We start from the raw sequence: 20,701 nt of genomic DNA on the forward strand, positions 1-20,701 counted from the left end.
CTTTTAATATTTTCAAAACAATTTTTCTTTTAATCCATATATTTGCATACTATGGAATACAACACCCAAAAAACTCAGCTTCATATGCCGGAATATGGCAGAATCATACAGCAGCTGGTTGAGCGCTGCAAAGAGCTCCCTACCAAAGAGGAAAGGAGCGAAATGGCTATGGCCATTATCGATTTTATGGGTCAGAGAAACCCTCAGCTCCGTGACGAAGAAAATTATAAGCATAAACTTTGGGATCATCTTTTTATTTTAGCAGAATATGATCTTGATGTAGACTCACCATATCCTTTTCCTACCAGAGAACAGCTGGCAGAAAAACCCAAAAAAATGGAATACCCTAAACTTCAGGGAGATTTCAAATTTTACGGCAAAAGTATTCTTCAACTGATAGAAAAAGCGATCGAACTGGAACCGGGGGACGAAAAAGAAGCCCTGATCGAAGTGATTGCCAACAATATGAAGAAGTCTTACAATGTATATAATAAGGAACATGTAACGGACGACGTTATTTTCCGCCACCTGAAAGAGCTTTCTGAAAACAGGCTGGATCTTACGGGAATAGAATCTCTTGAAAAAAGCAAAATCTATTACACCAGCAATAACAACAGCGGAAGAAATAACAACAATAACAGCGGCAGGAACAGCAACAATAACAACAATAATAAGAACCAGACTAACAAGAGAAGGCATAACAACAACCATAAAAACAGAAAATAATGAGTGGAACATTTCAGATAAGAGGAGGGAAAAGACTGCATGGGGAAATCACTCCACAAGGGGCAAAAAATGAAGCCTTACAAATTTTATGCGCTGTCCTGTTAACAGATGAAGAGGTAAGAATTAAAAACATTCCGGACATCCACGATGTGAATAGATTAATTGAGATCCTGGGTGATTTTGGAGTTAAAGTAACCAAGAACGGCCATGGTGATTTCACTTTCAAGGCAGACAAGGTTAATTTTGATTATATCAAATCCCATGAATTTAAAAAAGACGGAGCTAAACTAAGAGGATCCATTATGCTGATGGGACCTATGCTGGCCCGTTACGGTGAAGCTTATATGCCGACTCCGGGAGGTGACAAGATCGGAAGAAGAAGACTGGATACTCATTTCCAGGGACTTGTGGAACTTGGTGCTGAATTCAATTATGATGAAGAGGAATATTTCTATTCATTAAAAGCCAAAGAGCTCAGAGGGAAATTTATTCTTCTGGAAGAGGCTTCGGTTACCGGAACGGCCAATATCGTAATGGCTGCAACGCTTGCCAAAGGAAAAACAAGAATTTATAACGCTGCCTGTGAACCTTATCTTCAGCAACTGTGCAAAATGCTGAACAGAATGGGCGCCAATATATCAGGAATAGGCTCCAACCTTCTGACCATTGAAGGGGTAGAGCATCTTCGCGGAACGGAGCACACGATGCTTCCGGATATGGTAGAGATCGGATCATGGATCGGTCTTGCTGCCATGACCAAATCTGAAATTACCATTAAAAATGTAAACTGGAGCCAGCTTGGCGTTATTCCTAATACTTTCAGAAAATTGGGGATCCAGCTTGAACAGAGTAACGATGATATATTCATCCCTGCTCAGGAGAACTATAAGATCCAGAAATTTATCGACGGATCTATTCTTACCATTTCGGATGCTCCATGGCCAGGATTTACACCGGATTTATTATCCATTATTCTGGTAGTAGCCACTCAGGCCAAAGGAAGTCTTCTGGTACACCAGAAAATGTTTGAATCGAGATTATTCTTCGTAGATAAACTGATCGATATGGGTGCACAGATCATTTTATGTGATCCGCACAGAGCTACGGTGATCGGAATGAACCAGGAAACTCCGTTGAGAGGAACGACTATGGTTTCCCCGGATATCAGAGCGGGAAATGCACTTCTTATCGCAGCACTTTCTGCAGAAGGGAAATCCATCATCCACAATATCGAACAGATCGACAGAGGGTATGAAAATATCGACGGAAGATTGAAAGCGATTGGAGCGGATATTGAGAGAATTTAGAAAATATTATATTCCAATAAAAAAGCGTTCAAATTAGTTTGAACGCTTTTTGTTTTTCAGAATTTATGGCTTTTATTTTTTTGCCTTAGGTTGGTAATCAGGATGTCCGAGCTGCCAGAATGCAAAAGCAAAAATATCTCCTAAATTAGAATACCGCTGGGCAAGAGGAATATTATTACCATGCCCGCCTTCATAATCTATCTTTAGCAAAACAGGGTTTTCAGATTTACTTTTGGCCATTAGCTTAGCTGCAAACTTCACAGGCTGCCAGACAATTACCCTGTTATCATTAATCCCACCGGTTATAAGTGTTGCCGGATATTTTTCTCCTTTTTTAATATGCTGATAAGCATCCATTTCCAATACACTTTTGAACTCATCCGGGTCCTTTACGGTTCCAAACTCTTTGGCATTTCCTGCCCCGTTTGGTGTATTTTCAAATCTGGTTATATTGGTAATTCCCACTTCAATCATTGCAGCTTTGAATAAATCCGGTCTTTCGGTTATTGCTCTTCCGACGGCAATCCCTCCAGCACTTGCTCCCCAGACAGCTATTTTTTCTTTTGAGGTATATTTTTCTTTAATCAGGTATTCTGCACAGTCAATCACATCTCTCCACGTGTTAGGTTTTGTTGCTTTGAAGCCGGCCAAATGCCATTGCTCCCCTTTTTCACCTCCTCCTCTCACATGGGCAACGGCAATCAAACCTCCTTGTGCCGCCCATAACATATAACTCTTAACAAAATACGGATTCCTGGATGTCCCATAGGCACCATAGGCGTCTATTAAAACGGGGATGTTTCCATCTCTTTTTATATTTTTATCGTAGATCAGGGACAAAGGTACTTCTTCCCCATCCCTTGCTTTAAAAGTTATTTCTTCTACAACAATATCTTTAAATTCAGGATATTCCAGCGCAGGGGCTAAATTTTCCAAAGTAAAAGTATTTTCTCTGAGGGTATATCGGAAGCGTTGCTCTTCGTTTGCCCAGCCGGAACAAGAAACCCAGATATCTGAAAAATCTTTACCTTTAGACTGTAGATCAACATTTCCAGATGCATAGGGCAATACAATAGGAGTCTCTTTACCATCTTTATACAAATACAGTTTTGCTTCTACACCATTTTTCGTCGTTGTATAGTAGATTCCATCTTTAGTGACTGTATAATCCTTAAATACCTCATCTTTTTTTCCGGTACCAAAACATCCGGATTTCTGAAATCAGGATGTTTCACATTGGTTTTACACAATTTCAGATTTGATGAATTATATCCCGAAAGAAAAAATATTTCATCTCCTGCAAAGCGTAGATACGTTACCATATCATCTTTATCATAAAGCGGTTTCCAATTTTTCTTGCCCTGTAAAATATCTTCTTTATCAGAGATAAATGTCTTTCGAAAATCATCCGTATCCACCAATATACCAACATAATACTGATCGTCAGCATTAATGGAAACAATAGCGGGAAAATCATCATCACTGATCTTTAAATCAGGATTGTTTGTACTCGAAAATACATCATTACGAATATCCGGATCTTCCCCTATTCTGTATAAAACCGACTGGGTATTCTTTCCAAATTGATTAGACGTTACATCAACTACGGGATAATATACATAGAAAAAGCCTGAATTATCTTCCAGCCATTTTATTCCTCCAACAGAAGCCGGATTGGATTGGGTAATAACCTGTGGATAAATATATTTATTTTCCACTTCCATGATAGTAATCTGTGAAATTTCTTTTCCTTTCTCTGATAAAGAAATGGCAAGTTTCTTACCGTCCCAACTCGGACTGATCAAGGTAACTAAATAATCGTGATCGGGCTTATACGGATCGTACAATAATAATTCTTTTCCGTTAAAGCCATTTCTATAGTATACTTTCCCTGATTTTTCGTTAGCTTCTTTTTTTACATAAAAATACTCATCCTTGGCTGTAATCTTTAAGTTGGAAATTGAATAGCCCTGTCTTTTATCTAGCTCTAATCTTCTATTCAGATAATAATTTTTATTTGGAATTTCATTAAGGACAGAAGTAGAATATTCAGTCTGGGACTTCATCCAACTCGTTGTGGATGCGTCTTTTAAATCTTCAAGATTTCTATATTCATCTGTTATTTTAATTCCAAAATAGGTATCTGTTACCGGTTTTGACGGAGCCAGATTTGTTCTTTGAGCATTGATTAATCCAAAAAGATTAAAATGAAAAACTTCAGTTTTTTCATATCGTATGATTATTATAAATACTTTTAAATTGCTTTCTATCCGGATAGCAAGAAGGTCTGCTAAATTAATACATCTCTTTTAAAAGAAATATAAATTTTAAAATACATATAATAAAAATATCATAGTCAGCTGGATATCAAATCATTTAAAAATAAATTAATTCATCATCTGTTGAAAAAAAAATTATAGAATCCCGGATCATAAAAAAGAAAGCCCGGAAGCTTTCTCTTTAGAATTTTATAAAAACCGCTGCATCAAGTACAGGTTTAATATTTTATTAATGATGATAAATTAATGATAAGCTTACCAGCCACCGCCTCCACCACCACCTCCGCCGCCTCCGGAGAATCCACCGCCACCGGAACCGCTGCCTGAGCTGGAAGGTTTGGTAGATGCAGACTGTATGGATTGGGTAAGGCTTGAGTTTAAAGTATTGGCAAATGCATGATGGTTCATTACACCGCCGTAGTACCAGGTATTCTGATATTCTGTAGCAGTTATTTTCAGCAATTCATCAAATTTTTGTCCCCAGATCTGGTCAACTCCCATTACCATGGCAAAAGGAAGGAGAGTTTCAAAAACCTGAGGCGTCATCTGAGGAGGATTATGAAATTTCAGCTGTTCGTTTTCAGCTGCTCCCATATACATTTTGAAGCCTTCTATCAACGATTTTTTTCTCAGCTTTTCTTTCGATGGCTGCTTGATCAGGTATTGAAAAACCACCATTACTGAAAATGCAAGAACATAGAAAATATAGCAAACGTTGAAATTAATATCTTCAATACCCCTCCGCCAGCAGAAATAATTCCACCAACTCCTAAAATAACAGCAACAGGAAGCGGAATCAAAAATTTCCAGGAAGCATTTTTGAGCAGTAATGATATCAATATAAATATTACAAAAAGAATAACATACAAAAACGCTCCGGCCAAAACTCTTTCAAATTCAGGCAACAGGCTATAACTTATAAATAACCCCAGACCGTAAACAATACTGATCACCAACCAAGGCATTACAAGTTTCTTTGTGTTATTTCCTTCATTCAGGAAATTATCATGCTGAAAGCTCAGTGCTACTTTAAAATTCTGAACCGCAGTTTCAATTTTCGAATTGTATTTTCCAACAAATTTTACAGAATCTTCAGATGCTGAGAAAAGACTGTTCATCAGGTTAATTTCTTCTTTCGGAAGGCTTTCATCTGCTTCTTTCAACTTTTTAAGTGTAAAAGTCTTTGTATTGAAAAAGCCTAACAAACCTGAATCTTCACCTTCTATGATCTTTACATATCCTTTTACAGCGAGACTGACGATAGCAGCCGTAAGGTATTTGTTTTTAAAACTTTCTGAATTGATATATCCCAGAGAGGCCGGCGAAAGGTTTTCAGGAACATTAAATTGCGGATAAACCGTTGGAGTTTCAGGATCGATCCCATATTTCACCCATGTAGAATAAAGATACAGAAGCAATCCCAGGAAGATAACACATCCGGCTATTAAAATGCCATATTTTTCAAGGAAAGTAGGCGGCGGAGGCGGAACCATAATTCCTTTTTGGAAACCTACCGCTATGGTAAGACCCTCATTCGGTTTAAGGCCGGAAGCACTCCATTCTATAGAGTTATCCGAAAGTACTTTGGAAGTACAATTCTGGCTGTTACTTCCATAAATCCCGGTATAACAGGAATTCTGGATAATAGCCGCTCCGGCAGGAAGATTTACCCTGGCGAAAATAGTATCAACATCAAAATCCCAGTATGTTCCGTTGACGTTCCAGTAAAATTCATCATACTTAGGAAAAAAGCCGATCTGATTCTCTGTTTTATATTTTATTTCATAGTCGTAGGTTCCGGGATCCAGAAGCACCTCTTTATTTCCCGCATAAATTTTTAAATAACCATCTTCTGTTTCTTCATGATAATCTTCATCTTCACCGTTTTTTTCACGGATATGATATGATACCTCACCTTCTGGCTTTTGTTATTCAGATTTCTGGATAAGGGAAGTGCACGAAAGATTCCTCTTTTGATATTATTGCCGAGACTGTATACTTTTATATTTTCAGTAACGGTAGCGCCTGAATTTTTATCAATGTCAATATCAGAATGGAAAGAAATGATTTTCTCAGGTCCGATAATAGCCGGCTGATCCATCCGCTCAGCATCAGTCTGTGCAAAGGCTATCCAAAAAAACTGAAGAAGGAAAAGCTGCAGCAACTTTCTCATTTCTTAGAATTTTACGGTTGGAACTTCTCTTTCTGCAATATTTTCCAGTTCGAAGAAAGGCGATTTTTCAAACTTGTACATATTGGCGATGATGTTGCTTGGGAAAGACTCTACAAGGGTATTATTTTCACGGACAGTCCCGTTATAATATCTTCTTGATTTTTCCACATCGTTTTCTATAGAGGTAAGTTCACTCTGAAGCTGTTGAAAATTGGTATTGGCTTTCAGGTCAGGATATTGTTCCGCTACGGCAAAAAGATTCATCATAGCCTGGTTCAGGTTTTCTCTGCCGCTTCTTTAGCCTGAACCGAATCTGCACCTACAGCCTGAGTCCTGGCTCTTATCACACTGTCCAGAGTTTCACGCTCATGGGTAGCATAGCCTTTCACTGTTTCTACAAGGTTGGGAATAAGGTCATGTCGTTTTTTCAGCATCACATCAATACTGCTCCATGCCTCCTGAACCAGATTTTTAAGTTTAACAAGACGATTGTAGATAGATACTGCATACAAAAGACAAATTGCAAGTAAAGCAATAATAATTATTATGGTCATAATTTTTGGTTTTATAATCTCTAAAAGTAGTGTTTTTTTGAACCTAAAATAAAGATCAATAATAGAATAAGCTTATTTTCAGAGCTGTCTTTTTTGAATCATTAAATATTGAATGAAGTTTTACCTCAAGGATTTCCCTTAAACCATAAAAAATAAAAAGTACCCGATAAAAAACCGGATACTTTCTGTAATTAAAACTATATGAATCTCCCCCTTAAAAATACTTACGGCAGTTATACTCCACCGTGGTATTCAAGAGTTTATTTTTATTCAGATAGAATTCCAGCTGCTGGTAATCTTCTGAACTTACATTAATATATAACTGTACTGAACCAAAACTATATCCGTTGACATATTCTACATTAGCAGACAACACCCTGTGACAGATCCCGAACTGATTATAGATCGTATTCATTAAATGCTCAAATTTCATTTTGCCATTCAATTCTATTTCCAGTATCAGTTCTTTTTTAGGCAGGCTTATCTTTTTTGGTAATACCTGCAGCGTAGGATTAGGTGTAATCATCACTAACAATTTTTTTAGTTAAACATTTTCTAGATCATGGTTGCTTTCTTGCGTTAAATCTTTGACAAAAATATAAAAAAATATTAGTCCACCAAATTAGTAGACTAATATTTTTAAATTTTAACTATTTTTTCTTCTTAAGACATTAAAATATTATGAAGGCCTTATTCCTAAAAATTGTTTAAACTTTACAAACCACAAAAGCTTTCATTTTAAAACACTTTAGTTCACTTAAGTAAGTGTAAAGTGATTCCGAAGAAAGTTCACATAAGATGAAAATCTTTGATTTTCATCTTATGTGAACTTATTATTCATAGAGCTTGGCTCTAAAAAAACTTAAGTGTTTAAACCTTTTGTGATTATAAGATTTCTAAAAATTTGCTTTATCCGCCCAATCAGCGAGGGATTTCATTTTACCTGATTGCAAAAATATCCCCAAAGACTTAAATCTTCAGGGATCATATTTATTGTAAAGTATATTTACAGCTCTCCTATTCTTTCCAGTTTATCCGAAGCAGCCAATCCGTTGGGATTACAGCCTGGCTCTCCTTCCGGAACCTTTAAATTTTTCTTGTTGTAAAATTCTTTCCAGAACGTATTGGTTTCACCGGTTTTCGGATCAATGAAAGTCATAGGTTCCAGCTTGAATATATGATCTTCCCTGAAAGACCTTTCAATATAATCTGAACAGTAGTAAGAATTTTCATCCAGGATATAATTGAAATTGTAAGGTTTTCCCAGCATGGACTCTGCCTTTTTGAGAGCAACAGGAATAGATTTCTGATATTCCGGTTTAAGACGGTAGATCATTACTTTCTGGCCGTCATCAGACTGGTCGGTAAGAAAAGATTTGAGATCCTGCTTCTGGGAACCTCCTTTTGGAGCTGCATGCAGGACATACCAGTGATTTTCTTCTTTTTCTACAATGCCGATATGATCAAAAGATGCTTCTTTCTGTTTTTGGGTTACGTTATTGATCGCGCCCGAAAGTCCGGTTTCTTTAGCTGTAACAAAAAGAAGATCTCCATTCTTCAGCTTAGCGGATCGGGCTTGGGGCGTGCAATACTGCAACAACAGAATGACAACAAAGAAAATAGTATAGGTTAATATTTTATGATTTTTCTGAAACAGTTCTTTTTTAAGCTTAATCATAATGCTCTTATCATTAAATACAGGTCTACTTTCCTTTTGAAGCAGATTCTTTTGATTTTTTAAACTGGCTTTCATACATATTGATCCAGTTTTCAACGGTCATTTTTTTGCTGACCTCAGCAATGAGTTCAAAAGGGATATCATCCATTTTTTTGAATCTTACACAGGATTTCCCCATATCCAGCTTTCTTTTGGAATACTTTGGATATTCAGCTACAAACCATTCCAATAATTCAGGATCTGCATAGATTCCCATATGATAGAATGCAATAAAATTTTTCTGAGAAGCCAGCGCCATAAACGGTAAAGGTGTACCGGGTGCACAATGGTAACCTGCAGGATAAGTTTCCAAAGGAACTGCCCATCCTACCATTCCATAACTGACTCCTTCTTTGAAGCCTTTAGGAAGATTATCATTTACAGTATCAAATAGTTTTTTAAATACTTCCTGCCTTTCTTCAGGAATCTTTGAAATATAATCGTTTACGGAGTCTGCCGGAATTTGCATTTTCAGTTAATTTTTTAATTTCTTCCAAAATAACGAAATTTATAGATATCATGAATTGAAATTTAATCCCAAAAAAAGCGACAGTACACCTATGCACTGCCGCTCAACTTTATTGACATTAAAAAAATTTATTTTTTAACCGTTTTCACAGTAGACTGCGATCCGTCTTTGAAATAGATGGTTACAAAATACAAGCCTGCATTCAGGGTACTCAGATCCAGCTCTTTTACGTTTCCTGCAAAAGTTTTCAAAGCTCTGCCGGAAGCATCTCCCACATTTACAGATTTCACTTCTCTATTGTCTGAAATATAAAGAATATCTTTAAAAGGATTCGGGTGAACAGATGCCTTTTTCACCCCTTCTTTCACTTCTGAAGTGCTCAGTTGTGCACTTTCAACTGTAAAGTTATCGACATAGAAATTATAGTCAGGATCATCATTTACGGTTCCGTCCGTTCCGTAAAAAGCAAAAACCGTATTGGCACTGTTATATCCTGTCAAAGTGTAAACATATGGAGTTGAAACATTGGTAGGTCCATTAGCCTGATTCCACGTCTCCAGCACAGTCCACGTAGTTCCGCCGTCATTGGAAACCAAGAACTGAATAACATCATCAGATCCCATTGGTGAGGCAGCAGTACTCAGATATGCTGCAACTCCGTAATCAAATTTAACTTTATAAGTACCGGCAGAAAGATTGAAAGGCACAGTTTTAAGCCAGCCCGTTCTGCCTGCCGAGTATAGATTGATGGTTGCTGATCCGCCGGAGCCGGTACCTAAGAACCCTCCGGATACCCAATAAGAACTTGTTCCTGTAGGCCCTGTAGCCGGTGTGCCTCCGGAAAGACCGTTCGCCCAGCATGTTCCGGGGAAGGTGCTGAAATTATTCGTATACGTCGGAACCATAGAACCGCATAAAGTGGTAAATGTTCCTGAGAACGACCACCCACTCTGGGAAGTTGCAGTACTGCAATTGGTTCTTACCCAATAATAGTAAGTTGTACTCGGTGATAAAGACGGAATGGTAAATGAAGTTCCTGTAACACCAGGATGATTAGGCGTTGTTGCGGCCGTAGGAGCTGTAGAGCTGGTGCTGTAATAAACATCATAGCTTACTGCCTGAACGCTGGCGGGTACCGTCCATGAAACCTGGGCAGAACTTGAAGTAAGGGTTCCCACAGGCTGCAGCGTTGGAGCTACACAATCTGTATAAACATCCGCTGAGAAAGCAAAAATATTGGCAATTCCCGTTCCGCTTACTTTGGTTACAGTAACACTCTGGATAGGTTTCGTCTGGTTCGCTGCATCGATAGTCAATGCTGCCTGGTATAGTCTTGGATTCGTAGAATTTGGTTCCAGAACATTGTTGCTTCTGTTGATTCTTCCGATTCCCTGAATAGCGTAGCTCGATCCGCCATACCAGTCGGAAACACTTACCCCTGAAAATACCTGAGTAGTATTATCCGTAAAATTAACCGTTACATTCACTGTACATGCACCGCTTCCGCCTGTAGAAAGCATGTATAGTTTAAAAGCGGGAACAGGTGTTACAAACGCCAGTGTTCCGCTGTTACTGCCGGATGTATTGCTCGAAATCTTTAAGGAATTGTTTCCGGAAAGATCACCAAGTTTAAAGCTCAGCCCCGGAGTGGAAGCCACTGCAGAATTAATAATTCCGTTAACCGGAAGCCCGTACGTAAGTGCCGTACTGCTTGATGTAAGCTGAAAATCCCTGGCCACAAAAGCAAAAGAAACTCCATCCACATCTTCTGTTGTGGAGGTCATAGCAGAACCTACTCCGTTTGCAATTACATCTGCCGTATATCCGGACTGGACAGGCATAGGCTGAAAGTTTTGGGCATTCATTGCGGATGCCGCAAAAAGAGCCATAACTGGTAAGACTCTAAATGGTAAATGTATTTTCATAATTATTTTTTATTAGCATCGAAATTTAATAAAAAAACTAATACAACGATCATATTTTTACAAAATATTCAAGTATTTATCAATTATATTAAAATATCGATATTAAAACCATAAGAAAACATTATTTCATGACCAAATGCTTTATTCACATTTTATTGTATTATTTTGACAATTTTTATAATTTCAACTGGCAAATAATTTCAAATCCTGTTATTTTTTCAGCAGCTGCTGATCAGTATTAAACATAAAACACAAAGATTACTACCGGAATCAATTATAATTCACTGGTTTTCAAAGCAATTAAAAAGCATTAAAAATGGATAACAGGTTATTTTATTATTGAGAAATTAAATCTTATTTTTGCCATACAAATTTTTTGAACAATGCCAAATATTTCAAACAGAGCACAGCATATGCCTGCCTCACCGGTAAGAAAACTGGTTCCTTACGCTTTACAAGCCAAACAAAAGGGAATAAAAGTATATCATCTCAATATCGGACAGCCTGATATTGAAACACCGGAAACCGCTTTAAATGCTTTAAAGAATATTGACCTTAAAGTATTGGAATATGCACTTTCTGAAGGGAATATAGAGTACAGAAAAGCCCTTACAGAATACTATCACACCCTAGGCTTTACAGATCTTACGCCTGACAACTTTATTGTGACCAACGGAGGTTCTGAAGCATTAAACTTTGCCATTTCCACTCTATGTGACGATGGCGATGAAGTGATTATCCCTGAGCCTTATTATGCTAATTACAATGGCTTTACCAGTGCATTCAATGTGAATGTGGTAGCGGTACCATCTACTATCGACACAGGCTTTGCCCTTCCTCCGATTGAAGAATTTGAGAAAAAAATCACAGAAAAAACAAGAGCAATCGTTATCTGCAACCCGGGTAACCCTACAGGATACCTTTATACCCGTGAAGAGCTTCAGAAACTTGCAGAAATTGCATTGAAATATGATATCGTCGTTATTTCCGACGAAGTATACAGAGAATATGTATATGACGGTAAACAGCAGATATCCATGCTGGATTTCCCGGAACTTAGCGACAATTGTATCATCATCGATTCAGAATCCAAGCGCTATTCTATGTGTGGAGTAAGAATCGGATGCATGATCACCCGTTCGAAAAAATCCATGATGCAGCGATGCTTTTTGCACAGGCAAGACTGAGCCCGGTTCTGTTGGGACAAATTGCTGCTACGGCTGCCCACCAAAATGATGGCGCTTACATCCGTGCAGTAAGAGAAGAATATACCCACAGAAGAAACATACTGGTAGACCTTCTGAATGCCATTCCAGGAGTAATCTGTCCTAAACCAAAAGGAGCTTTCTATTGTGTGGCAGAGCTTCCGGTAGACGATACGGAGAAATTCGCACAATGGCTTTTAGAAAAATACTCCCTTAATAAGGAAACCATTATGGTAGCTCCTGCAGGAGGCTTCTACAGCAATCCTGAATTAGGAAAAAAACAGGTAAGAATTGCCTACGTTCTGAAAGAGGAAGATCTTAAAAGAAGTGCTGAGATCCTTAAAGACGCTTTAAAGAAATACAGAGAAGAATTCAGTCTCTAAAACATACATGATGCCGGCAATAAAAAATACCTACCTGAAACTTCTGTTTTCAATGTTTTTGCTGCCGGCATTTTTTTCCTGTGACAAAAGCAAGGAGCCAACTTCAGCGGTCAGTAAAAACCCGAATGAAATAACATTCATCAGCTTATCCAACATCGGTGGCGACCAGGGAGATTATAAAATCATCAAGGTCACCAAAGATTCCATCCATGCAGAACAGGGCATCACCGCCCGCCGAATCCACAAAGAGTGGGATTCAGCCATCAGCATACAGACTTGGAACAATCTCATTTCCCCGATTCATATTAAAGATCTGGACGTCATACAAAGTTCTCCAAGCAAGCAATCTGTAGACGGCATCGATGAAACTTTTCAGATCAGGACTCCGAAAAAATCACATATTTACGTCAATTCTTATGCAGACACCCTGCATTACAGACAGCTGAAACTGTTTAAAGAACAACTCAACCTCATTCTTCCCACAGAATACCGATAAAAATGCAAGAAAATTTTTCCTTAAAGCCTTACAATACATTTGGTGTTGACGTCAAAGCCAAATATTTCACTGAAGTACAGACCCTTGAACAGCTCAGGTCTGCAATCAGCTATTCCAAAGACCACCATCTTCAGATTTTATTTTTGGGAGGCGGAAGCAACATTCTTTTGACAAGGGATTTTGACGGCATTGCCATTAAGCTCAGCTTAAAAGGAATCTCTGAAGAAGAACTTAATGAAAACGAAGTACTGGTAACGGCAAAAGCCGGCGAAAACTGGCACGAATTCGTAATTTATACGCTTGAAAAGAACTACGGCGGACTTGAAAACCTTTCCCTGATCCCTGGAAACGTAGGAACTTCACCCATGCAGAATATCGGAGCTTACGGAACAGAAATAAAGGATGTTTTTGTAAGCTGTATAGTTTTAGACCTTGAAAACCTTGAACTTAAAACATTCAGCCTTGAAGAATGTCATTTCGGCTACAGGGATTCTGTTTTCAAGCAGGAAGGAAAAGGCAGATATGTAATTCTGGAAGTCACTTTTAAATTAACAAAGAAAGGCCATCACATCAGAACAGAATATGGTGCGATAAAAGCTGAACTGGAAAATGCAGGAATTACCCATCCTACTATTCAGGATGTTTCCCGGGCGGTCATCAATATCAGACAAAGCAAACTGCCCGACCCGAAGGAAACAGGAAATGCAGGAAGCTTTTTTAAAAATCCTACTATTCCTTTAGCTCAATTTGAAGACCTGAAGCAGCAGTTTGAAAACATTCCCGGCTATCCGAACGGCGACGTTGTAAAAGTTCCTGCCGGATGGCTGATCGAACAATGCGGATGGAAAGGAAAGCAAATCGGAAATGCAGCCTCACATAAACTCCAGGCACTGGTTATCGTAAATGCTACAGGAAACGCTACAGGAAAAGAAATTTTCGATTTTTCGACAGAAATCATCAACTCCGTAAAAGAGAAATTCGGAATAGAACTCGAACGGGAAGTGAATATTTTATAATGAAGTTGCTTAAATTTTCATATGACTATTTTAATCACAAAAGGTTTAACACTTAAGCTTTTTTAGAGCCAAGCTTTATGCATAAGAAGTACACTTAAGTTTTTTGAAAATCTTTGATTTTCATCTTATGTGAACTTTTCTTCGGATCACTTTAAACTTGCTTAAGTGAACTAAAGTGTTTTAAAATGAAAGCTTTGTGGTTTTTATAAAGTTTGAACAACATTAATACAAAGGCTGTTTTCAAACTATTGAATACAGCCTTTTTTAGGAATAAAAATACTATTTTAGCTAAAAAAAGAACATAAAACATGAAAATCGCTATTCTCGGAGCCGGCAATATGGGCCTTTCTTTTTCCAAATCATTTTTAAAATACGAACTGATCAAACCTGAAAATCTTCACCTGATCACCAGAAATCAGTCTAAAATTTCCAAAATAGCAGAAGAATTTCCCAAATCCGGAGTTTCTACTTTTGAAGAAACTACAGAACTGGATGCCGATCTCATCATTGTAGCGGTTAAACCTCAGGATTTTCAGCATGTTGCTCAGAATTTCAGGTTTACATTGAAGGAAAACCAAATGGTTCTTTCTATTATGGCCGGAATCAAGATTGAAAAAATTCAGAAATTATTAAATCACCCACTCGTTGTAAGAGCGATGCCGAACTCTCCTACCCTCCTGGGAATGGGAATTACCGGCTATACCGCTGCGGACGGTATTTCATTCAGCCAGCTGATCAATATTGAACGATTGCTAAACAGTACCGGAAGATCAGTGTATCTAGAAAATGAAGATCTTTTGGACGGGGTTACGGCACTTTCAGGAAGCGGACCGGCTTATTTCTATTATATTATTGACGCTATGATAAAAGCCGGCATGGAAATGGGCATAGAAGAGAATCTTTCCAAACTGTTTGTAAAGCAAACCATGCTGGGCGCTTATCACCTGATCAACAATTCTGAAAAAAGCCTTGAAGAGCTTATTAAAGATGTAGCATCCAAAGGTGGAACCACAGAAGCAGCCTTAAAAACTTTTGAAGAGCAGCATTTAAAAGAAACTTTAAAAGATGGAATTCTGAATGCGGAAAAGCGGGCTAAAGAACTGAATGGATAATCAATATTTTATTAAGCAATAAATAACAAAATAAAAAAGTTAATCTATTTTTTATATATTTACTTTTTAAAAAACACAAAATGAAACTAAAATTTTTACTACTTGCTGTGGTAATACTATTCTTTAATTGTAGTACCGTAAAAATGAACAGCAACGTCTCTTCTGATTTTAAAAACTCGAAATTAGACAAAGTACTAGTCATTTTTAATGGCGGACAATCAAGAAAAATTGAAGATACCTTTATTTCAACCATCAGCTCGGAATTAAACAAACGTACAGTAGGAAATAATTCATTAGCTATAAGACCTGCCATGCTGAACTATGAAACAGCATTGAAGGAAGCTGAAGAAAAATACAATCCTAGTTACATCATGTATATTAATTACATGCAAGTTACTACATGGTCTGACGGAACAGCTTTCGCAACTTATGACGTAAACATCACTGACAAAAAAATGATTATTCTGTTTATAAGGCAACTGTAACCCTTGGAATCAATATGTTTACAGAAAAAAGTGGAGGCGAAAAGCTGGCAATTAAAATAATTGATGATTTAGCAAAAAATAATTTAATTCCAGCATCACAAAAATGATTTTAAGAAGTTTATTTTTAGCTTTTTGTATTTTAGCTTTAACTACCGGTTGCTCAACAAATAATATGTCCCACGCTGTTGCCGATACAACCTTTAACGTAAAAAATGCAGATAACGTATTAATTATCTTTCAAAATATTACATTTCCGGACAAAACAATTAATCAATTAAAACAGGAATTAGACAATACTTTTAAAAAGCATAATGTTACTTCTTCAAGTATCATCTATTCTGATTTGGATAAAGAAAGAGAATATGTACTGGCAAAAGCCTTAACCACATTTCATTCAGATTATATACTGGAAATCAAACATTATTCTACTTCTTATCTTCAATGGAGTTTAATAGATGCCAACACAAAAAAGAAGTATGGAAATCCTTCACAAGCTATATCACTGATGCAGATAAGATAAATAAAGCTTTTGAAAAGGAATATTTTGGCAAATAGTCATTAATGTGCAGACCTAAATAAGCAAACTGTTAAACCTCTTTTCAATAAACTTACGAAGCAGCCATCCTAGATAAACACCAAAAGTATTAAGGATAATATCATCTACCTCAAATATTCCCATTCTGGTAAAATACTGGAGCGCCTCAACAATAACAATAGAAGAGATAAAAGCATAAAGTAATGTTTTGAGACTTTTAAGGCCGGGCAAAACCCATCCCAGAAATCCAAAAGGCATGAACATTATGATATTCCCCAAAACAATGGTTACAATATATCTCAGTTCAATGGTATTGTGGATAAATTTTATGGTAGACATAACAGGTTCCACAGTGATCTGGTTGTCTTCATACTGAGACCGGCCCATCCCAAAAAACATGAGGTAAAGTAAAAACAGCGTATAAGGAACAATAATGATTTTATAAAATTTCTTTAACATGAAGTGCAAATTTATTCATTTCAAAAACATTAAATTTGTGTGTTAAATCAAATTAATGAAATACGTTTTACTTACGCTCATTTCAGCGATGCTGTTGTCCGTTTCGTGGCCTACTTACGGAGTTCCGTTCTTTATATTTTTTGCCCTTGTTCCTTTACTGATGATGGAGCATGGAATCTCAAAATTTTCCTCTTACAATAGGAAAAGCTGGATGGTTTTCGGGCTGTCCTATCTTTGTTTTGTGATCTGGAACATCGTCACTACAGGATGGCTGTACGGTTCTAAAAATCCGGACGGCAGCCACTCCATGATGGCTGTGGTATTTCCGGTTCTTGTCAATTCCTTTTTATATTCCCTTGTTTTCCAATGTTACCATTGGTACAAAAATGCTCAGGGAACGTACTGGGGATTGGGATTCCTGATTGCTATCTGGATGAGCTTTGAAAAATTCCACCTGAACTGGGAACTGACGTGGCCATGGCTGAATTTAGGAAATGTATTCTCCGAATATCCAAAACTAATCCAGTGGTATGATACCCTTGGCGCAACCGGCGGAAGCTTCTGGATTTTAGGAGTTAATGTTTTAATTTTCTACACCATAAGAACCTGGGAAGCAGGAAGAAAACGAAAGGATCTGATCAGAAATACATCAATCGTAGCAGCCTTAATCATTCTTCCGATGATCATTTCATTAATTAAATACAACAATTTCAATGAAAAGCCTTCTGGACAGGTTAATGTTCTGATGCTGCAGCCGGATCTTGATCCTTATGCAGAAAAGTATTCAAAAGACAGCCTTACGATCGAAAATGATCTTTTAACTTTAGCCGAAAATAATTCAAAAGGGAAAATCGATTATTTTATTGCTCCGGAAACCGCCCTTCCCGGAAGAGGATCGATCTCCGAAACCGCTTTTGAAAAGAGCCTGCTTCTGAACAATGTGAAAGGATTTTTATCCAAACATCCGGGAGCCGTTTTTGCCACAGGAATTTCTTCACACCGTTTTTATAAAAGCCAAGAAAATATTCCCAAGGAAGCTTATGAGATTAATCCGGGCCTTTGGGTGGAAAGCTACAATACAGCCATTCAGATTGCACCACAACAACAGGTTCAGGTGTATCACAAAGGGAAGCTTGTTCCCGGAGTTGAGATTTTCCCATACATGAGCGTGCTGAAACCTCTTTTAGGTGATGCCATGCTGAATTTGGGCGGAACTGTTGCTTCACTAGGAATAGACAAGGAAAGAAAATCCTTTGCAAACCCCTACAATAAAGGCAGAATGGCACCTATCATCTGCTATGAAAGCATTTACGGTGAATTTACAACAGATTATGTAAAAAAAGGAGCCAATTTCTTAGGCATCATGACGAATGATTCATGGTGGGGTGTTACCGAAGGCCACAAGCAGCTTCTATCTTATGCAAAATTAAGAGCTATTGAAACCAGAAGAGAAATTGCACGCGCTGCCAACAGTGGAATCTCAGCCCATATTAACGCAAAAGGGGAAGTAACAGCCGATACTTTCTACGGTGATAAAACGACATTATTTGCCAAAGTGAATCTTTATGAAACCAAGACTTTCTATACGAGAGCCGGAGACCTGCTGTCAAGGTTTTCTATTTTTGCATTAGGGTTTTTACTTTTCTACTTCCTGATTGAAAAATTCAGGAACAGAACAAATAAGGCTTAGTTTTCGTCAACACACAAGTGCCATTAATTATTTACATCAATAAGCACAACAGCTTGTATAAATTTTAAACGTTTATTCAGTACCTGTATCCCTAAAATGTACCAGAGTAAAAAGCTCCGGGACTATTTAAGCGGCGAGAAATTCCCCTCCCCTGGAGGGGTGGCGAAAATTCAAAGAATTTTTGACGGGGTGGTCAAAAAATTCCCTCATTTAAATTACTCACAATAAAAAAAGAAAAGCCAGCTGGACGTCTGGCTTTTCTTACTAATAGAACTCCTCTTTATTTAATCATGAGTTTCAGGGTGGTTATTTCGTTTTTTATTTTAAATTTTAACAGATAAGCTCCTTTTGTAAGATGAGATACATTGATGGACTGGTCATTATTTAAAACAACATTTTGTTTCCTTCCATCTATAGAATATATTTCAACTTCCGAAACCTTTTCACCTTTGATAAACACTTTATCTGATGCCGGATTCGGATAGACTGAAATTTGATTATTTTTAACTACATCACGTATCCCCAATGCACTTTGGGCTGAAGCATCAGAAAAAACTTTAGAGGCATCTATTGATCGTACACTCCAGTATGCATTCTGAACGGAAGGATCCAGATCCAGGAACCAGGAAGGCGTTGTCACTATGTATTTTGCAAGGTTTGCCGCTCCGGGTGTGGACCCTACTTTGATTTCGTAACGGAGAGCATTTACCGGGGTTTTATCGTCTGATGCCCCGCTCCATGAGAAATTAAAGCGGTTCCCGTTTTTTGTTAAATGAAGGACTGCGGGAGGTACAGGTTTCAGATTAACTTCAGTTGAAGTATTTTTGAAGATTTTGGTAAGTGAAGGCATGCCCGGATCTGCCCAATCAAATCCGGCCAGCAAAACATCCAGACGGTTGTCATTGTCAAAGTCAAGTAAATTCACGAAACCCGGACCTCCCAAAGCACGCAGTCCTGCAGGTATACTTTCAGTAAAATTCTGTGTTGAAGGGTTGTATAGAAAAGCTTTTATAACAGCATTGGTATTTGCATCATTACCGGAAACCATAAAGTCATAGTAACCGTCATTATTCACATCACCTGTTACTACAGATGAATCTGCAATTTCAGGAATATTTATTTTTTGTTCGGTTAAATGTCCTGTTCCGTCATTCATCAGTACAGCCAGATAACTATTATAATCAACATCCTGACCGGAAATCACCACATCCTGGAAACCATCCGCATTGAAATCTGCAAAATCTATTTTACCACCCGAAAGAGGCGTAAAATCCTGAGAGAACATAAGAGTTCCCGACTGATTCAGATAAACCTTACAAGAAGGACTATCGCCTTGCTCCATTCCCAAAATGATAAGATCAAGGAGATGATCATTATTGAGATCAATCAGCTTAAAACTCCCATTCTGCGTTCCCGGCTGCCAGGCCTTGAAAATTTCAAAGTCAGTTCCGGTATTCCTGTAAAAATCAAGGTTATTCAAAAAACCGGCACCTTCCACATACTGAGTTCCATTAACAGCATAATCCATTTTACCGTCATTATTGAAATCAAAAGCTTCCAGAGAACCATAGACTTTTCCTTCCAGTTCTGTTTCTTTCGTAAAAGCCGTTCCTGTATTACGGAACCTGTAATGTTTGTAATTGACTACATCATTATAGCTTAATCCTGTAGAAATAATATCAAGAAGCCCGTCATTATCAAAATCCATAAATTTTATATCTCCCAGATGGGTTGCATCTGCTCCAAGATCAGCATAAGGCACCAGTGAAACTTCATTATTTCTATACACTTCATTGAAAGATGTATCTACGTTTCCATCATGGTCACTGTCAACCGCTCCGTTAATCACTATATCCTGCTTTCCGTCCCCGTCCATATCTGCCGTATCAGCAGCTCCGTAATAATAATTCTTCATACCGGTCTGGATTTCAATATAGTTTTGTGCCATAAATCCAACGGGAAGCATTGATAAAAGAATACAGATCCTCGTCATATTATTTTTATTTAGATTAATTAAAAACAAAGATATAGTATTAGGATTTGCTTTTCAGGGAAAGTTTACATGAAATATATCAGTCACTTGGTTTAGGCTGTATTGGGGATTATTTTATTTTAAAAATCATGATTATTAATCAGTCAGTTATTTGTAAATATTTTCCAAAAGATTTGT

General features: G+C 37.6%; 19 protein-coding genes and 2 pseudogenes. 9 read left to right on the plus strand and 12 right to left on the minus strand.

The window, feature by feature from the left end; all coding sequences use genetic code 11:
- Window positions 1-51 precede the first annotated feature (51 nt).
- Window positions 52-726 carry a DUF4290 domain-containing protein gene (locus N4G44_RS16740; RefSeq protein ID WP_474928455.1) on the plus strand — a complete coding sequence of 225 codons (675 nt, stop codon included), beginning with the start codon at window positions 52-54 and terminating at the stop codon, window positions 724-726.
- Complete coding sequence (gene murA / locus N4G44_RS16745) at window positions 726-2,033, plus strand: UDP-N-acetylglucosamine 1-carboxyvinyltransferase (RefSeq protein ID WP_474928456.1); 1,308 nt, start codon at window positions 726-728, stop codon at window positions 2,031-2,033. Before N4G44_RS16740 ends, murA begins: the two co-directional genes overlap by 1 nt.
- 72 nt (window positions 2,034-2,105) lie before the next feature.
- Here the strand turns inward: murA and N4G44_RS16750 are convergent, their stop codons facing one another.
- The 10 genes and pseudogenes from N4G44_RS16750 to N4G44_RS16795 all read right to left on the minus strand — a co-directional run bounded on the left by N4G44_RS16750 (window position 2,106) and on the right by N4G44_RS16795 (window position 11,150).
- The gene (locus tag N4G44_RS16750; RefSeq protein ID WP_474928457.1) at window positions 2,106-3,134 is read right to left on the minus strand and encodes a prolyl oligopeptidase family serine peptidase; all 1,029 of its coding nucleotides are present in this window, start codon (window positions 3,132-3,134) and stop codon (window positions 2,106-2,108) included.
- 14 nt (window positions 3,135-3,148) lie between these two features.
- Window positions 3,149-4,333: a beta-propeller domain-containing protein gene (locus N4G44_RS16755; RefSeq protein WP_474929019.1), complete on the minus strand. Its 1,185-nt coding sequence runs from the start codon at window positions 4,331-4,333 to the stop codon at window positions 3,149-3,151.
- A gap of 234 nt (window positions 4,334-4,567) precedes the next feature.
- A complete protein-coding gene (locus N4G44_RS16760) occupies window positions 4,568-4,990 on the minus strand; it encodes a DUF2207 family protein (RefSeq protein WP_474928458.1) in 423 nt (140 codons plus the stop codon).
- The gene (locus N4G44_RS16765; RefSeq protein WP_474929022.1) at window positions 4,990-6,210 is read right to left on the minus strand and encodes a DUF2207 domain-containing protein; all 1,221 of its coding nucleotides are present in this window, start codon (window positions 6,208-6,210) and stop codon (window positions 4,990-4,992) included. The genes N4G44_RS16760 and N4G44_RS16765 overlap by 1 nt, the downstream gene beginning before the upstream one ends.
- A complete protein-coding gene (locus tag N4G44_RS16770) occupies window positions 6,150-6,485 on the minus strand; it encodes a hypothetical protein (RefSeq protein WP_474928459.1) in 336 nt (111 codons plus the stop codon). The genes N4G44_RS16765 and N4G44_RS16770 overlap by 61 nt, the downstream gene beginning before the upstream one ends.
- 3 nt (window positions 6,486-6,488) lie before the next feature.
- Window positions 6,489-7,039, minus strand: a pseudogene (locus N4G44_RS16775) (LemA family protein).
- 214 nt (window positions 7,040-7,253) lie between these two features.
- Window positions 7,254-7,565, minus strand: coding sequence for an NIL domain-containing protein (locus N4G44_RS16780; protein ID WP_474928460.1), 312 nt, complete (start codon window positions 7,563-7,565; stop codon window positions 7,254-7,256).
- A gap of 480 nt (window positions 7,566-8,045) precedes the next feature.
- Complete coding sequence (locus N4G44_RS16785; RefSeq protein WP_474928461.1) at window positions 8,046-8,717, minus strand: YiiX/YebB-like N1pC/P60 family cysteine hydrolase; 672 nt, start codon at window positions 8,715-8,717, stop codon at window positions 8,046-8,048.
- 25 nt (window positions 8,718-8,742) lie between these two features.
- A complete protein-coding gene (locus N4G44_RS16790) occupies window positions 8,743-9,225 on the minus strand; it encodes a DUF1801 domain-containing protein (RefSeq protein ID WP_474928462.1) in 483 nt (160 codons plus the stop codon).
- A 128-nt stretch (window positions 9,226-9,353) separates the two neighbouring features.
- Window positions 9,354-11,150 carry a T9SS type A sorting domain-containing protein gene (locus tag N4G44_RS16795; RefSeq protein ID WP_474928463.1) on the minus strand — a complete coding sequence of 599 codons (1,797 nt, stop codon included), beginning with the start codon at window positions 11,148-11,150 and terminating at the stop codon, window positions 9,354-9,356.
- A 383-nt stretch (window positions 11,151-11,533) separates the two neighbouring features.
- On the opposite strand from N4G44_RS16795, the pseudogene N4G44_RS16800 reads away from it, so the two are divergent.
- The 6 genes and pseudogenes from N4G44_RS16800 (at window position 11,534) to N4G44_RS16825 (ending at window position 16,367) form a co-directional block, all read left to right on the plus strand.
- Window positions 11,534-12,738 (plus strand): annotated as a pseudogene (locus tag N4G44_RS16800) (pyridoxal phosphate-dependent aminotransferase).
- A gap of 7 nt (window positions 12,739-12,745) precedes the next feature.
- Window positions 12,746-13,234, plus strand: coding sequence for a hypothetical protein (locus tag N4G44_RS16805; RefSeq protein ID WP_474928464.1), 489 nt, complete (start codon window positions 12,746-12,748; stop codon window positions 13,232-13,234).
- A gap of 2 nt (window positions 13,235-13,236) precedes the next feature.
- Window positions 13,237-14,250: a UDP-N-acetylmuramate dehydrogenase gene (murB, locus tag N4G44_RS16810; protein ID WP_474928465.1), complete on the plus strand. Its 1,014-nt coding sequence runs from the start codon at window positions 13,237-13,239 to the stop codon at window positions 14,248-14,250.
- 308 nt (window positions 14,251-14,558) lie between these two features.
- Window positions 14,559-15,362 carry a pyrroline-5-carboxylate reductase gene (proC, locus tag N4G44_RS16815; protein WP_474928466.1) on the plus strand — a complete coding sequence of 268 codons (804 nt, stop codon included), beginning with the start codon at window positions 14,559-14,561 and terminating at the stop codon, window positions 15,360-15,362.
- 143 nt (window positions 15,363-15,505) lie between these two features.
- Window positions 15,506-15,847, plus strand: coding sequence for a hypothetical protein (locus tag N4G44_RS16820; RefSeq protein WP_474928467.1), 342 nt, complete (start codon window positions 15,506-15,508; stop codon window positions 15,845-15,847).
- A 103-nt stretch (window positions 15,848-15,950) separates the two neighbouring features.
- Window positions 15,951-16,367, plus strand: coding sequence for a hypothetical protein (locus tag N4G44_RS16825; protein ID WP_474928468.1), 417 nt, complete (start codon window positions 15,951-15,953; stop codon window positions 16,365-16,367).
- 51 nt (window positions 16,368-16,418) lie between these two features.
- On the opposite strand, the gene N4G44_RS16830 is transcribed toward N4G44_RS16825, so the two are convergent.
- Window positions 16,419-16,841 carry a VanZ family protein gene (locus N4G44_RS16830; RefSeq protein ID WP_474928469.1) on the minus strand — a complete coding sequence of 141 codons (423 nt, stop codon included), beginning with the start codon at window positions 16,839-16,841 and terminating at the stop codon, window positions 16,419-16,421.
- 55 nt (window positions 16,842-16,896) lie between these two features.
- Here N4G44_RS16830 and lnt point away from each other — a divergent pair, with 55 nt between their 5' ends.
- On the plus strand, window positions 16,897-18,531 hold the full coding sequence (gene lnt / locus N4G44_RS16835) for an apolipoprotein N-acyltransferase (protein WP_474928470.1): 1,635 nt from the start codon (window positions 16,897-16,899) through the stop codon (window positions 18,529-18,531).
- A 280-nt stretch (window positions 18,532-18,811) separates the two neighbouring features.
- On the opposite strand, the gene N4G44_RS16840 is transcribed toward lnt, so the two are convergent.
- Window positions 18,812-20,524 carry a T9SS type A sorting domain-containing protein gene (locus N4G44_RS16840; protein ID WP_474928471.1) on the minus strand — a complete coding sequence of 571 codons (1,713 nt, stop codon included), beginning with the start codon at window positions 20,522-20,524 and terminating at the stop codon, window positions 18,812-18,814.
- Window positions 20,525-20,701 lie beyond the last annotated feature (177 nt).

Source organism: Chryseobacterium sp. GTID13 (genome assembly GCF_056172655.1).